This window comes from Burkholderia sp. Ac-20384 (genome assembly GCF_017104605.1).
GTDB classification, from domain to species: Bacteria; Pseudomonadota; Gammaproteobacteria; order Burkholderiales; family Burkholderiaceae; genus Burkholderia; species Burkholderia lata.
This window is the reverse complement of sequence record NZ_JAAGPE010000265.1, coordinates 1-12,800: the sequence shown is the minus strand read 5'-3', so window position 1 is coordinate 12,800 and position 12,800 is coordinate 1. Positions and strand designations below refer to the sequence as shown.

The following is a 12,800-nucleotide window of genomic DNA, read 5'->3' as shown; positions in this document are numbered from 1 at the left end:
CGGTGCGCTGCGCGTCACGCAGTTGCAGAAGCCGGGCGGCAAGCGGCTGCCCGCGCGCGAATTCCTGGCCGGCTCGCCGCTCGCCGCAGGCCAGCGCTTCGCGCTGACCGACGTTGCCTGACGCGGCCTGACCGCCATTCGACACGGCCTGCCGGGCGTGCGCAATCGGCCGGACGGCCGAGTCGCGCGGTGCGGCAGGCGCGCGTAGAATTTCCCTGCGCTCTCCGGTTTCGAGGTTCTCATGTTCGGCATCACCCATTTCGGCTTCTTCGTGCTGGCAGTCTTCCTGCTGAACGTCACGCCCGGCCCCGATACGGCCTATATCGTCGGCCGCAGCGTCGCGCAGGGCCGCGGCGCGGGGCTGATGTCGGCGTTCGGCATTTCGGCCGGCTGCTGCGTTCACGCGCTCGCCTGCGCATTCGGCCTGACCGCGCTGCTTGCGGCGTCGGCTGCCGCATTCACGGTGATCAAGCTGGTCGGCGCCGCCTACCTGATCTACCTCGGCGTGCGGATGATCTTCGCGAAGCAGGCGGCCGAGCCGTCGGGCAACGCGGCCACCCAAGCCGCGAAGCCGCTGCGCCAGCTGTTCATGCAGGGCTTCTGGACCAACGTGCTGAACCCGAAGGTCGTGCTGTTCTTCGTGTCGTTCTTCCCGCAGTTCGTGTCGACCGACAGCCCGCACAAGGCATTGGCGTTCCTGACCCTCGGCGGTGTGTTCGTTGCGATGAGCACGGTGTGGACCAGTCTCGTCGCGTGGGTCGCGGGCAGCGTCACGGAGCGCTTCTCCGGCAAGCCGGGCGTCAAGAAGTGGCTCGATCGCACGGTCGGCAGCGCGTTCGTCGGCCTCGGCCTCCGTCTTGCAACATCGCAACGCTGAGATTGAATTTTTCCGGCAAGACCTTATCTAACAAATCGCTTACAATTTTCCGCCGCGCCCTTTGATGCGCGGCGGGCCCCCTGACGGATAAGGAGTGGGTATGTTCAATTGGGTCAAAACGGCGATGCTGATGGCCGCGATCACGGCCCTGTTCATCGTGATCGGCGGGATGATCGGCGGCTCGCGGGGCATGACGATCGCGCTGCTGTTCGCGCTCGGCATGAATTTCTTCTCTTACTGGTTCTCGGACAAGATGGTGCTGCGCATGTACAACGCGCAGGAAGTCGACGAGAACACGGCGCCGCAGTTCTACCGGATGGTGCGCGAGCTGGCCACGCGCGCGAACCTGCCGATGCCGCGCGTCTACCTGATCAACGAGGATGCGCCGAACGCATTTGCGACGGGCCGCAACCCGGAGCACGCGGCAGTCGCCGCGACGACGGGCATCCTGCGCGTGCTGTCGGAACGCGAGATGCGCGGCGTGATGGCGCACGAGCTCGCACACGTGAAGCATCGCGACATCCTGATCTCGACGATCACCGCGACGATGGCAGGCGCGATCTCGGCCATCGCGAACTTCGCGATGTTCTTCGGCGGGCGCGACGAGAATGGCCGGCCGGCCAACCCGATCGCGGGTATCGCGGTCGCGCTGCTCGCGCCGATCGCCGGCGCGCTGATCCAGATGGCGATTTCGCGGGCTCGCGAGTTCGAGGCCGATCGCGGCGGCGCGCAGATTTCCGGCGATCCGCAGTCGCTCGCGACTGCGCTCGACAAGATCCATCGCTATGCGGCGGGCATCCCGTTCCAGGCAGCCGAGCAGCATCCGGCCACCGCGCAGATGATGATCATGAATCCGCTGCACGGCGGCGGCCTGCAGAATCTGTTCTCGACGCACCCGGCCACCGAGGAACGGATTGCGCGCCTGATGGAGATGGCGCGTACCGGTCGCTTCGACTAAGCCAAAGCTACGGCACACCGTGCGGCAGTTGTCGCGCGGGAGCCGCCATGCCACCCCGCACGCTTTGCGCTGCGGGGTGTTTCATTTGTGCGCGCCGTAAAGGGGACAAAGGGCCTGCAGCGTCGCACGCTACAATGCCCGGTTTGGGATCGCAGGGCCCGCAGGCACCGCGATCCCGCCGTTTGCCGCATTTATTTGCTGTGCCCGCTTGCCGCGTTTGTTTGCCGAATCTGCTCCGATGACACGAACCCGTTCTACCGCTCCGTCTTCTTCCAGCCGCCCGGCGCGCCTGTCCGCGCTGCATCTCGCGCCCGATTCGCTCGGCTTCGCCCTCGATGCGGCCGCGCAGGCGGTCGATGCGGTACGGCGCGGCACCGCGCTGCCGGCGGCACTCTCGGCGGTATTCGCGCAGATGCCGTCCGGTGCGCAGGCACTCGCGCGTGGGGCAACACAGGACGTCGCATACCGGACGATGCGTCGCCTCGGCAGCGCGGACTGGCTGATCGGCCGGTTCATCAGCAAGGCGCCCCCCGCGCACGTGCACGCGGTGCTCGCCGGTGCGTTCGCGCTGCTGCTCGACCCGGCGGACGAGGCCGCCTATCCGGCGTTCACGGTGGTCGACCAGGCCGTGACCGTGATCGGCGCACGCCGCGAATGCGCGTTCGCGAAGGGGATGGTCAACGCGGTGCTGCGCCGTTTCCTGCGCGAGCGCGACGCACTCGTCGCGGCGCTGCAGGACGATGTCGTCGCACGCTGGAACTACCGGGCGTGGTGGGTCGATTCGGTGAAGCGCGCATGGCCCGACGCATGGCAGGCGATCCTCGCGGCCGGCGAGCGGCAGGGGCCGCTGACGTTGCGCGTGAACGCGCGCCGCGCGAGCGTCGACGCGTATCTCGATACGCTGCGCGCGAACGGGATCGAAGCGACCGCGATCGGCCGGCATGCAGTGCGGCTCGCGTCGGCGCTGCCGGTCGATCGCATTCCGGGGTTTGCCGACGGTGTCGTGTCGGTGCAGGACGCCGGCGCGCAGCTCGCGGCCGAATGGCTCGGTGCGCGCGACGGCATGCGCGTGCTCGACGCATGCGCGGCGCCCGGCGGCAAGACCGGCCATATTCTCGAACTGGCCGATGCGGAAGTCGTCGCGCTGGAGAGCGATGCGGCACGCGCGGCGCGGATCGGCGAGAACCTCGTGCGGCTGTCGCTCGAAGCGGACGTGCGTGTCGGCGATGCGGGCGCACCCGACGCGTGGTACGACGGGCGCCCGTTCGACCGCATCCTCGCCGATGTACCGTGCTCGGCGTCCGGCATCGTGCGTCGGCATCCCGACATTCGCTGGCTGCGCCGCGAGGCCGACATCCCGGCGCTCGTCGCAGAACAGCGCCGCATCCTGTCGGCGTTGTGGCCGCTCGTGAAGCCGGGTGGCGAACTGCTTTACGTGACCTGTTCGGTCTTCCCCGAAGAAGGCGAATGGCAGGCCCGCTGGTTTGAAGCGGCCTGTGAAGATGCGGTACGATTGGACGCCCCCGGCCAGCTGCTGCCGGGCGGAGTGCAGGGAGGGGCGGCCGCCGGCGCACTCGACCAGAACACCGATCACGACGGATTTTTCTACGCGCGGTTTCAGAAACGGTGACGATCAAACACCTTTTTCCACTTCGGCTCGCGGCCGTCCTGATGGTCGCGTTGACGCTGTGCCTGGCCATCGTCCGGCCGGCGCATGCCGAGTCGATCGCCGTGCAGCGCGCGTCGCTCCAGTCCGACGGAAGCGGCTGGGCGCTCGACGCCCGCTTCGATTTCGAACTGAACCCGAACCTCGAGGATGCCGTCAACAAAGGCATTCCGCTTTACTTCACGACCGACTTCGAGTTGAGTCGTGCGCGCTGGTACTGGTTCGACGAGCAGCCGGTGGCGGTGACGCAGACGATCCGCCTGTCGTTCCAGCCGCTCACGCGCGAGTATCGCGTGTCGACGGGCGGCCTGCAGCTCGGTTTCCCTTCGCTGAAGGACGCGCTCGCGGTCGTCCGGCACATCACGTCGTGGCACGTGATCGACCGCAACCAGGTGCGCTCCGGTGAAACCTACACGGCATCGGTGCGGATGCAGCTCGATACGGCGCTGATGCCGAAGCCGTTCCAGGTCGATGCCGTGAACAACCGCGACTGGACGCTCGGGTCGGACTGGAAGCGCTTCAACTTCACGGTGACCGAACGTGCTAAATAAAGTGCGCCGCGCGGCCAGCGGGAAGAGCCTCCTCGTTCGCGTGATCGTCTCGACAGTCGCGCTCACCGCGCTGCTGCTGCTCGTGCTGCTCGCGGCCGCGAGCGCGAATACCGAATTCTTCGATCGCTACTACTCGTGGCTGTACGCGACGAACATCGTCGTCGCCCTCGTGTTCCTGCTCGTGGTGCTCGGGCTGATCGGGATGATCGTCGTGCGCCTGAGGAAGGGCAAGTTCGGCACGCGGCTGCTCGCGAAGCTCGCGGTGTTCTTCGCACTCGTCGGCGTGGTGCCGGGCGGGATCATCTACATCGTGTCGTATCAGTTCGTGTCGCGCAGCATCGAGTCGTGGTTCGACGTGAACGTCGAGACGGCGCTGACGGCCGGCCTGAACCTCGGCCGCGGGATGCTCGATGCTTCGCTGTCCGATCTGCAGACGAAGGCGCGGCTGATGTCCGACCAGCTCGCGAGCGTCGATGCGAACACGAACGGCACGACGCTCACGTTGCTGCGGCTGCGCGACCAGTTCGGCGTGCAGGACGCGACGATCGTCGAGCCGAGCCGTGGCGGCTCGGGGGCGGCGCCCGACCTGCACATCGTCGCGCAGGCGTCGGGCAATTTCGCCGCGCTGATTCCGGACGACCTGCCGACGCCGCTGATGCTGAACCAGGCGCGTGAACACGGTGCGTACGCGGCGATCGAGGGTGAAGTCGACGGCGACCCGCGCACACACGGCGCGAAGGGTGCGCTGCGGTTGCGCGTCGTGCGGCCGATTCCCGATGCGTCGACGTCGCTGCTGCAGCCGGCGGAACGCTTCCTGCAGCTCACGCAGCCGGTGCCACCGACGCTTGCCCACAACGCGGACGCCGTGCAGCGCGCGTATCGCGAGTACCAGGAAAAGTCGCTCGGCCGCACCGGGCTGCGCAAGATGTACATCGGCACGCTGACGCTCGCGCTGTTCCTCGCGACCTTCATCGCGATGATGCTTGCGCTCGCGCTCGGCCAGCAGCTCGCGCGGCCGCTGTTCCTGCTCGCGCAGGGCACGAAGGAGGTCGCGGAAGGCGACTACACGCCGAAGCGCGAGATCAAGACGCGCGACGAGCTCGGCTTCCTCACGCAGTCGTTCAACGCGATGACGCGCCAGTTGTCCGAGGCGCGGCTCGCGGTCGAGAAGAATCGCGTCGCGCTCGAGCATTCGAAGACGTATCTCGAAAGCATCCTCGCGAACCTGACGGCCGGCGTGTTCGTGCTCGACCGCCAGTTCCGGCTGACGACCGCCAATCGCGGCGCCGAGCGGATCTTCCGGCAGCCGTTCAACGCGCTGATCGGCACGACGCTCGACCGGATCGGCGTGGCCGCGGGGTTCGGCGCGATGGTGCGCAAGGCGTTCGCCGATCGTGAGGCGGCGTCCGACGGCGGCAGCGGCGATCGCGGCCACTGGCAGCAGCAGTTCGCGATCGAGGTGCCGGGCGAAGCCGATCCGCTGACTTTGCTCGTGCGCGGCACGCGCCTCGTATCGACGGTCGAGGGGCAGGCCGACGATCCGCAGACATCCGGTTACGTCGTCGTGTTCGACGACATCTCCGACGTGATTTCCGCGCAGCGTTCGGTCGCATGGGGCGAGGTTGCACGCCGGCTCGCGCACGAGATCAAGAATCCGCTGACGCCGATTCAGCTGTCGGCGGAGCGGTTGCAGATGAAGCTGTCCGACAAGCTCGCACCGCCCGACGCCGATGTGCTCAAGCGCGGCGCGACGATGATCGTCAACCAGGTGGCCGCGATGAAGCGGATGGTCGACGATTTCCGCGAATACGCGCGCACGCCGCCGGCCGTGCTCTCGAATCTGCAGTTGAACGAACTGGCGAGCGAGGTGCTCGGGCTGTACGGTGTGGGCGAAGGCAAGAGCGCGATCGTCGCCGAGCTCGCGCCGTCGCTGCCGGTGATACGCGGTGACGCGACGCAACTGCGCCAGGTGATTCACAACCTGCTGCAGAATGCGCAGGATTCGGTCGCGGAGTCGGCGCATCCGCGTGTGTTGATCGAAACCAAGACAGTAGAATATGGCGATCCCGACGCCGAGGGCAAAACGCGCGTCGCGGTACGTCTTACCGTGTCCGACAACGGGCCCGGTTTTCCGGCGCGCATCCTGACCCGCGCGTTCGAACCTTATGTGACGACGAAGGCGAAGGGCACGGGTCTGGGGTTGGCCACGGTCAAGAAGATCGTCGATGAGCACGGTGCGCGGATCGATCTGCGCAATCGCATGCACGGCGAGACCGTCGAGGGTGCGCAGGTGTCGATCCTGTTCCTGCAGATGGCGAGCGATGCGCCAGGCGCCGAATCGGGCGTGCAGGACGGGGCGGCCCCCGCCAAGACAAAAGCAAGTGAGCAGACAAAGGCAGCGTAAATGGCAACCATCCTGGTGGTAGATGATGAAATGGGCATCCGGGAATTGCTCTCGGAGATCCTCAGCGATGAAGGACATGTCGTCGAGGCGGCGGAGAACGCGCAGGCCGCGCGGGAATACCGGTTGAATCAGGCGCCCGATCTCGTGCTGCTCGATATCTGGATGCCCGATACCGACGGCGTGACGTTGCTCAAGGAGTGGGCGGCGCAAGGGCTGCTGACGATGCCCGTGATCATGATGTCCGGGCACGCGACGATCGATACGGCCGTCGAGGCGACGAAGATCGGCGCGCTCGATTTCCTCGAGAAGCCCATCGCGCTGCAGAAGCTGCTGAAGTCCGTCGAGCACGGTCTCGCACGCGGTGCGGCGCCGGTGTCCGCGAACGCGGCGGCGAAGGCCGGTGCAGGGCAGGCGGCAGGGCCCGCGGCGGTTGCGTCCGCAGCCGCGCTGCCGACGCTCGGCGACGACATGGCTTCGGCACTCGGCCTCGCGGGCCAGACCGCCGCGATCCCGTTCGACATCCCGTTGCGCGAAGCGCGCGATGCGTTCGAGCGTGCGTACTTCGAATATCACCTCGCGCGCGAAAACGGCAGCATGACGCGTGTCGCGGAGAAGACGGGCCTCGAGCGCACGCACCTGTATCGCAAGCTCAAGCAGCTCGGTGTCGAGCTCGGCAAGAAGCCGTCCGAAGGCGCCATATAAAATATTTTGCGAAAGCACTTGCTCAAGTGAAGAAGGGTCGCTATACTTTCTCTTCTTCGTTGGCCCGGTAGCTCAGTTGGTAGAGCAGCGGATTGAAAATCCGCGTGTCGTTGGTTCGATTCCGACCCAGGCCACCAGAATTAAAACCCCAAGAATCGGAAGGTTCTTGGGGTTTTTCGTTTGTGGTGGGGTTTGCGTGATGAGTGGCGTGAGGTGGCGTGCCCGGCAGTGTTCGTGAGGGCATGATAAAATCCGTGTCCGCTCAATAACTTAGCGCATCGCTTCATGCGCACGGCAGGCTGCCAGCATGGCGCGTCGTGGCGCGCGGCAACGATGCCGCGCGATGGGCGGTATAAGCGCACCGCCGCGTTCGCGGCCGATCGCGCTGCCTATACTGGTCGAGCCGGCCCAGGCCGGCACGCGTCGGGCCGCCCGGCGGCAGCCGGCCCCGGGGCGCAGCGCGACGCGAGCCTACACATTCACGGAGTTTCACGGTGATTCGGACAGACGCTAAAGACGGCGCGCTCGTGTTGTTTTCCGGCGGGCAGGACTCGGCCACGTGCGTGGCATGGGCCCTCGAACGCTACCAGACGGTCGAAACGCTCGGCTTCGATTACGGCCAGCGCCACCGCGTCGAGCTCGAATGTCGCGAAGGCGTGCGCGAAGCGCTGAAGCGTGACTTTCCCGCCTGGTCGGACCGGCTTGGCGACGATCACATGATCGACCTGTCGGTGCTCGGCGCGATCAGTGATACCGCGATGACGCGCACGATCGAGATCGAGACGGCGGCGAACGGCCTGCCGAACACGTTCGTGCCGGGCCGCAACCTGATGTTCATGACGATCGCCGCGGCGATCGCCTATCGCCGCGGGCTGCGCGTGCTGGTCGGCGGGATGTGCGAGACCGATTTCTCGGGCTACCCCGACTGCCGCGACGACACGATGAAGGCGCTGCAGGTCGCGCTGAACCTCGGGATGGACACGCGCGTCGTGCTCGAGACGCCGCTGATGTGGCTCGACAAGGCGCAGACCTGGCAGCTCGCCGAACAGCTCGGCGGCGAAGCGCTCGTCGAACTGATCCGCATCGAGACGCACACGTGCTACGTGGGCGAGCGCGCGGAACTGCACGACTGGGGCTTCGGCTGCGGCGAATGCCCGGCCTGCAAGCTGCGCAAGCGCGGCTACGAGGCGTACCTGAAGGGCGAACGGGTGACCGAAGCGCCGCTGTGATGCGGCAGCAGCGGCAGCGCCTGGTGATTAACGGATTCTGATCGACAACGAGCGGCGCGAGCCGGACGAAGGACGATGACTTACGCGGTCAAGGAAATTTTCTACACGTTGCAGGGCGAGGGCGCGAACGCGGGCCGGCCGGCCGTGTTCTGCCGGTTCGCCGGCTGCAACCTGTGGTCGGGCCGCGAAGAGGATCGTGCGGAGGCCGTGTGCCGCTTCTGCGATACCGACTTCGTCGGCACCGACGGCGAGAACGGCGGCAAGTTCAAGGACGCCGAAGCGCTCGTCGCGACGATCGCCGGCCTGTGGCCGGAGGGTGAGGCGCACCGCTTCGTCGTCTGCACGGGCGGCGAGCCGATGCTGCAGCTCGACCAGCCGCTCGTCGACGCGCTGCACGCGGCCGGCTTCGAGATCGCGATCGAGACCAACGGCTCGCTGCCGGTGCTCGAATCGATCGACTGGATCTGCGTGAGCCCGAAGGCCGACGCGCCGCTCGTCGTCACGAAGGGCAACGAGCTGAAGGTCGTGATCCCGCAGGACAACCAGCGGCTGGCCGACTACGCGAAGCTCGACTTCGAGTATTTCCTCGTCCAGCCGATGGACGGCCCGTCGCGCGACCTCAATACGAAGCTCGCGATCGACTGGTGCAAGCGTCATCCGCAGTGGCGGCTGTCGATGCAGACCCACAAATATCTGAACATTCCCTGAGCCCCGGCTTTTGACATCGTGCTGATTACCCGAAAACTCGAATTCGACGCGGGCCACCGCATTCCCGATCACCGCAGCCAGTGCCGGAACCTGCATGGCCATCGTTACGTGCTCGAAGTCACGCTGCGCGGCGATCTCGTCGATACCGAGGGGGCGCCCGACCGCGGCATGGTGATGGATTTCGCCGACGTGAAGGCGCTCGCGATGGAGCACCTGGTCGGCAAATGGGACCACGCGTTCCTGGTCTACGCGCGCGACGAGGTCGTACGCTCGTTCCTCGAGCAGATGGCCGACCACAAGACGGTCGTGATCGACCGGATCCCGACCGTCGAGAACCTCGCGGCGATCGCGTTCGACATCCTCGCGAACGTGTACGACGCGCACTACGGCGTGAACTTGCGGCTCGAGCGCGTGCGCCTGTACGAAACGCCGAACTGCTGGGCCGACGTCGAGCGCCAGCCCGGCCGCTGATCCCGCCTTCCCGGCAGCCCCGCCAGCCGGCGCGGGCTGCCTGACGCCGCACCCCGCGGCCTCGTCCCGTCTCGCTCCCCGTCCGTTCCCACATTTCGCGTAACGCCGCGCTATGATCGTTGCGTGGCGCCGAAAAACGCTGCCGTGCGCGAGTCGTGCGGCCGGCGCTGTCAGATCGGCCGCCCACGGCCGACTAACGTTCCAGGGCCTGGTCCTGGCGCCGCCGTGCATCGCTGCCCGGCGTGTCGCGCTCCGCTTTGCCCGTTGCTTGTCCCGTTCGATTGCCGTTCCGTCCAGGAGGCCGTATCGATGAGCACGCTCACCAATTCCCTCAAACAACGCCTGCGCGACGGCGACGAGCCGCTGTACGGCCTGTGGCTGTCGCTCGGCAGCGAGTCGGCCGCGGAAGCGCTCGCGCATGCCGGCTACGACTGGCTCTGCATCGACATGGAGCACGCGCCGAACGACAGCCGCGATGTTGCATCGCAGTTGCGCGCGATCGCCGCCGCCCATCTGCCGAGCGAACCCGTCGTGCGCGTGCCGGCGCGCGAGCCGTGGCTCGTGAAGCGCGCGCTCGATGCCGGGGCGCGCACGCTGATGTTTCCATCCATCGAGACGCCCGACGACGCCGCACATGCGGTGCGGCTCACGCGCTATCCGTCGCCCGATTCGCCGGACGGGCTGCGCGGCGTCGCGGGCATGGTGCGCGCGGCGGCGTTCGGCATGCGCCGCGATTACGTGCAGACGGCGAATGCGCAGGTCGCGGTGATCGTGCAGATCGAATCGGCGCGCGGCGTCGACGAAGTCGAGCGGATTGCGGCGCTGCCCGGCGTCGACTGCCTGTTCGTCGGTCCGGCCGACCTTGCGGCGAGCCTCGGGCACCTTGGCGACATCCGTCACCCGGACGTCGAAACCGCGATGGCGCGCGTGCTCGCGGCCGGCCGGCAGGCCGGTGTCGCGGTCGGCATCTTCGCGGGCGATACGGCGGCCGCGCGCCAGTATCGCGAGGCCGGCTACCGGATGATCACGCTGTCGGCCGACGTCAGCTGGCTGTTGCGCGCCACGCGGCAGGCGCTGCAGGAGGTACGGTCATGAACGGTGGCGATGGCGCGTGCCGTGGGCGCGCGCGGGGCGTGATCGGGCGGCGCGGGCAGGTCGGCGCGATGCTTGGCCTGTGGGTCGTGTGGATCGCGGCCGCCGCGCAGGGCGCGCCGCAAGCGAAGCCCGATCCGTCGCACGAGACGCAATCGGCGGTCGCCGACTACAACGCTGGCGATTATCGTGCGGCGCTGGTGCAGTTCCACGACGCGGCCGAACGCGGCGACCGGCTCGCGCAATTCAACTACGCGATGATGCTGCTGACCGGCGAAGGCGTGACCGCGAACGTCGACGAAGGGTTGCGCTGGCTGAAGCGCGCGGCCGACGCGAACATGTCGCACGCGCAGTACGTGTACGGCCGGATGTTCGACGACGGCGAGTTCGTCGCGCGCGATCCGGCCGAAGCGCACCGCTGGTTCCTGCGGGCGGCGAAGCAGGGGCATGTGCAGGCCGAGCTGTCGCTCGCGAACCAGTTCCTCGACGGGCGCGGCACGCCGCGCGACAACCGGCAGGCGTTCACGTGGTACAAGCAGGCGGCCGACGCCGGCGAGCCGACCGCGCAGTACGTGACCGCGTCGTTCTACGAGCGCGGCGGCGATGGGGTCGCACAGAACCTGAACATCGCGCGGGCGTATTACGCGGCGGCGGCCGCGCAGGGCGACGAGACGGCCGGGATGAAATTCAAGGAACTGAGTGCGCGGCTGAAGGCGCAGGGGCCGGCATCGGGTGCCGGCGCGGAGCCGGGCGGGGCGCACACACCGCCGCCGTGAGCGGGGGCGGTGCGGCGAAGTGCGGCCGCGATCGCTTTGCGCGGTCGAAAAAAACGGCGCCGAGGCGCCGTTTTTCTTGGTGCGGTGCGTGTCGCGCGGTCAGCTCTTCATCAACCGCCGCTGCCGCCCGACGCTCATGATCATCCCGATCGCGATGCCGAGCGTCGTGAGCGCGGTGCCGCCATAACTCATGAACGGCAGCGGCACGCCGACGACCGGCAGCACGCCGCTCACCATCCCGATGTTGACGAACGCGTAGACGAAGAACGCGAGCGTGAGCGAGCCCGCAAGCAGGCGGCCGAACAGTGTCGCGCCCTGCGCGGCGATATAGAGCCCGCGCGCGATCAGCGCCATGTACAGCGTCAGCAGCACGAGCCCGCCGGCGAGCCCCCATTCCTCGGAGAACACCGCGAAGATGAAGTCGGTGTGCTTCTCCGGAATGAATTCGAGGTGTGCCTGCGTGCCTTTCAGGTAGCCCTTGCCGAGCACACCGCCCGAGCCGATTGCGATCACGGCCTGGATCGTGTGGAAGCCCTTGCCGAGCGGGTCGGAAGTCGGGTCGAGCAGCGTACACACGCGGTGCTTCTGGTAATCGTGCATCAGCGGCCACTGCACTTCGGGCTGGCAGATGCGCTCTTCGAACACGGCGATCGAGCCGACCGCGATCACGCCCGCGACGAGCACCGGCACGATCAGCTTGAACGACAGGCCGGCGAGATAGATCACGAAGAAGCCGGCTGCGAACACGAGCAGGCCCGTACCGAGGTCGGGCTGCTTCGCGATCAGCCCGACCGGTACCAGCAGGATCCCGAACGCGGCGATGAAGTCGTACCAGCGCAGCCCGCCTTCGCGGCGCTGGTAGTACCACGCGAGCATCAGCGGTGTCGCGATCTTGAGGATTTCCGACGGCTGGATCACGACGCCGACGTTCAGCCAGCGCTTCGCCCCCTTCTTGGTCATCCCGAACAGCGCGACCGCGATCAATAGCGCGACCCCGAACGTGTAGAGCGGGACCGCGAAGCGCATCAGCGTCGTGGGCGGGATGTTGGCGATCACCCACATCAGCACGAACGTCAGCAGGATGTTGCGCAACTGGTCCTCGACGCGACCCGGCATGTCGATCGCCGCGCTGTACAGCGTGACGATGCCGACGCACAGCAGCAGGAACACGATGAGGGCGAGCGGGCGGTCGAAGCCCGCGAACATCTGCTTGATCTTGTCGAGCCAGGCGCGCTTGTCGAATTGCATGCCTTTCTCCGTTAATGAGCGGTGCCGGCGTCCGCCGCCTTCGCGGGGGCCGTTGCACGGTGATTGTCGTCGCGCGGCGTGGCGACGAGCGGCTGCGCATCGCTGGCGGGCCGGCGCG

12 protein-coding genes, 1 tRNA gene and 1 pseudogene are annotated in these 12,800 nt (G+C 67.3%); 13 read left to right on the top strand and 1 reads right to left on the bottom strand.

Annotation, left to right across the window (positions count from 1 at the left end; translation table 11 throughout):
• From G3O00_RS32905 to G3O00_RS32845, 13 genes and pseudogenes are all read left to right on the top strand, one after another.
• Positions 1-121: pseudogene (locus G3O00_RS32905) on the top strand (methionyl-tRNA formyltransferase); the annotation flags it as partial.
• Positions 122-241: 120 nt separating this feature from the next.
• On the top strand, positions 242-877 hold the full coding sequence (locus G3O00_RS32900; protein ID WP_174954787.1) for a LysE family translocator: 636 nt from the start codon (positions 242-244) through the stop codon (positions 875-877).
• A gap of 100 nt (positions 878-977) precedes the next feature.
• Positions 978-1,835 (top strand): zinc metalloprotease HtpX, encoded by an 858-nt coding sequence (gene htpX / locus G3O00_RS32895; RefSeq protein WP_011353570.1) that lies wholly within the window; start codon positions 978-980, stop codon positions 1,833-1,835.
• 238 nt (positions 1,836-2,073) lie between these two features.
• On the top strand, positions 2,074-3,465 hold the full coding sequence (gene rsmB, locus G3O00_RS32890; RefSeq protein WP_206145487.1) for a 16S rRNA (cytosine(967)-C(5))-methyltransferase RsmB: 1,392 nt from the start codon (positions 2,074-2,076) through the stop codon (positions 3,463-3,465).
• Positions 3,462-4,052, top strand: a complete 591-nt coding sequence (locus tag G3O00_RS32885; protein WP_174933784.1) for a DUF4390 domain-containing protein — start codon at positions 3,462-3,464, stop codon at positions 4,050-4,052. Before rsmB ends, G3O00_RS32885 begins: the two co-directional genes overlap by 4 nt.
• A complete protein-coding gene (gene esaS / locus G3O00_RS32880; protein WP_174933786.1) occupies positions 4,042-6,456 on the top strand; it encodes a sensor histidine kinase EsaS in 2,415 nt (804 codons plus the stop codon). Before G3O00_RS32885 ends, esaS begins: the two co-directional genes overlap by 11 nt.
• On the top strand, positions 6,457-7,158 hold the full coding sequence (esaR, locus tag G3O00_RS32875; RefSeq protein WP_011353566.1) for a response regulator transcription factor EsaR: 702 nt from the start codon (positions 6,457-6,459) through the stop codon (positions 7,156-7,158). It begins immediately after the preceding gene.
• Between the two features lie 61 nt (positions 7,159-7,219).
• Positions 7,220-7,295: transfer RNA gene (locus G3O00_RS32870), tRNA-Phe, on the top strand.
• 357 nt (positions 7,296-7,652) lie between these two features.
• Complete coding sequence (gene queC, locus G3O00_RS32865) at positions 7,653-8,387, top strand: 7-cyano-7-deazaguanine synthase QueC (protein ID WP_206145486.1); 735 nt, start codon at positions 7,653-7,655, stop codon at positions 8,385-8,387.
• Positions 8,388-8,462: 75 nt separating this feature from the next.
• Positions 8,463-9,095, top strand: coding sequence for a 7-carboxy-7-deazaguanine synthase (queE, locus tag G3O00_RS32860; RefSeq protein WP_021163976.1), 633 nt, complete (start codon positions 8,463-8,465; stop codon positions 9,093-9,095).
• Positions 9,096-9,113: 18 nt separating this feature from the next.
• Positions 9,114-9,566, top strand: a complete 453-nt coding sequence (gene queD / locus G3O00_RS32855) for a 6-carboxytetrahydropterin synthase QueD (RefSeq protein WP_021163975.1) — start codon at positions 9,114-9,116, stop codon at positions 9,564-9,566.
• 309 nt (positions 9,567-9,875) lie between these two features.
• Positions 9,876-10,661, top strand: a complete 786-nt coding sequence (locus G3O00_RS32850; RefSeq protein ID WP_206145485.1) for an aldolase/citrate lyase family protein — start codon at positions 9,876-9,878, stop codon at positions 10,659-10,661.
• Positions 10,658-11,434 carry a tetratricopeptide repeat protein gene (locus tag G3O00_RS32845; RefSeq protein WP_174933788.1) on the top strand — a complete coding sequence of 259 codons (777 nt, stop codon included), beginning with the start codon at positions 10,658-10,660 and terminating at the stop codon, positions 11,432-11,434. The genes G3O00_RS32850 and G3O00_RS32845 overlap by 4 nt, the downstream gene beginning before the upstream one ends.
• Before the next feature lie 99 nt (positions 11,435-11,533).
• On the opposite strand, the gene rodA is transcribed toward G3O00_RS32845, so the two are convergent.
• Positions 11,534-12,682 (bottom strand): rod shape-determining protein RodA, encoded by a 1,149-nt coding sequence (rodA, locus tag G3O00_RS32840; protein ID WP_059232909.1) that lies wholly within the window; start codon positions 12,680-12,682, stop codon positions 11,534-11,536.
• Positions 12,683-12,800: the final 118 nt, after the last annotated feature.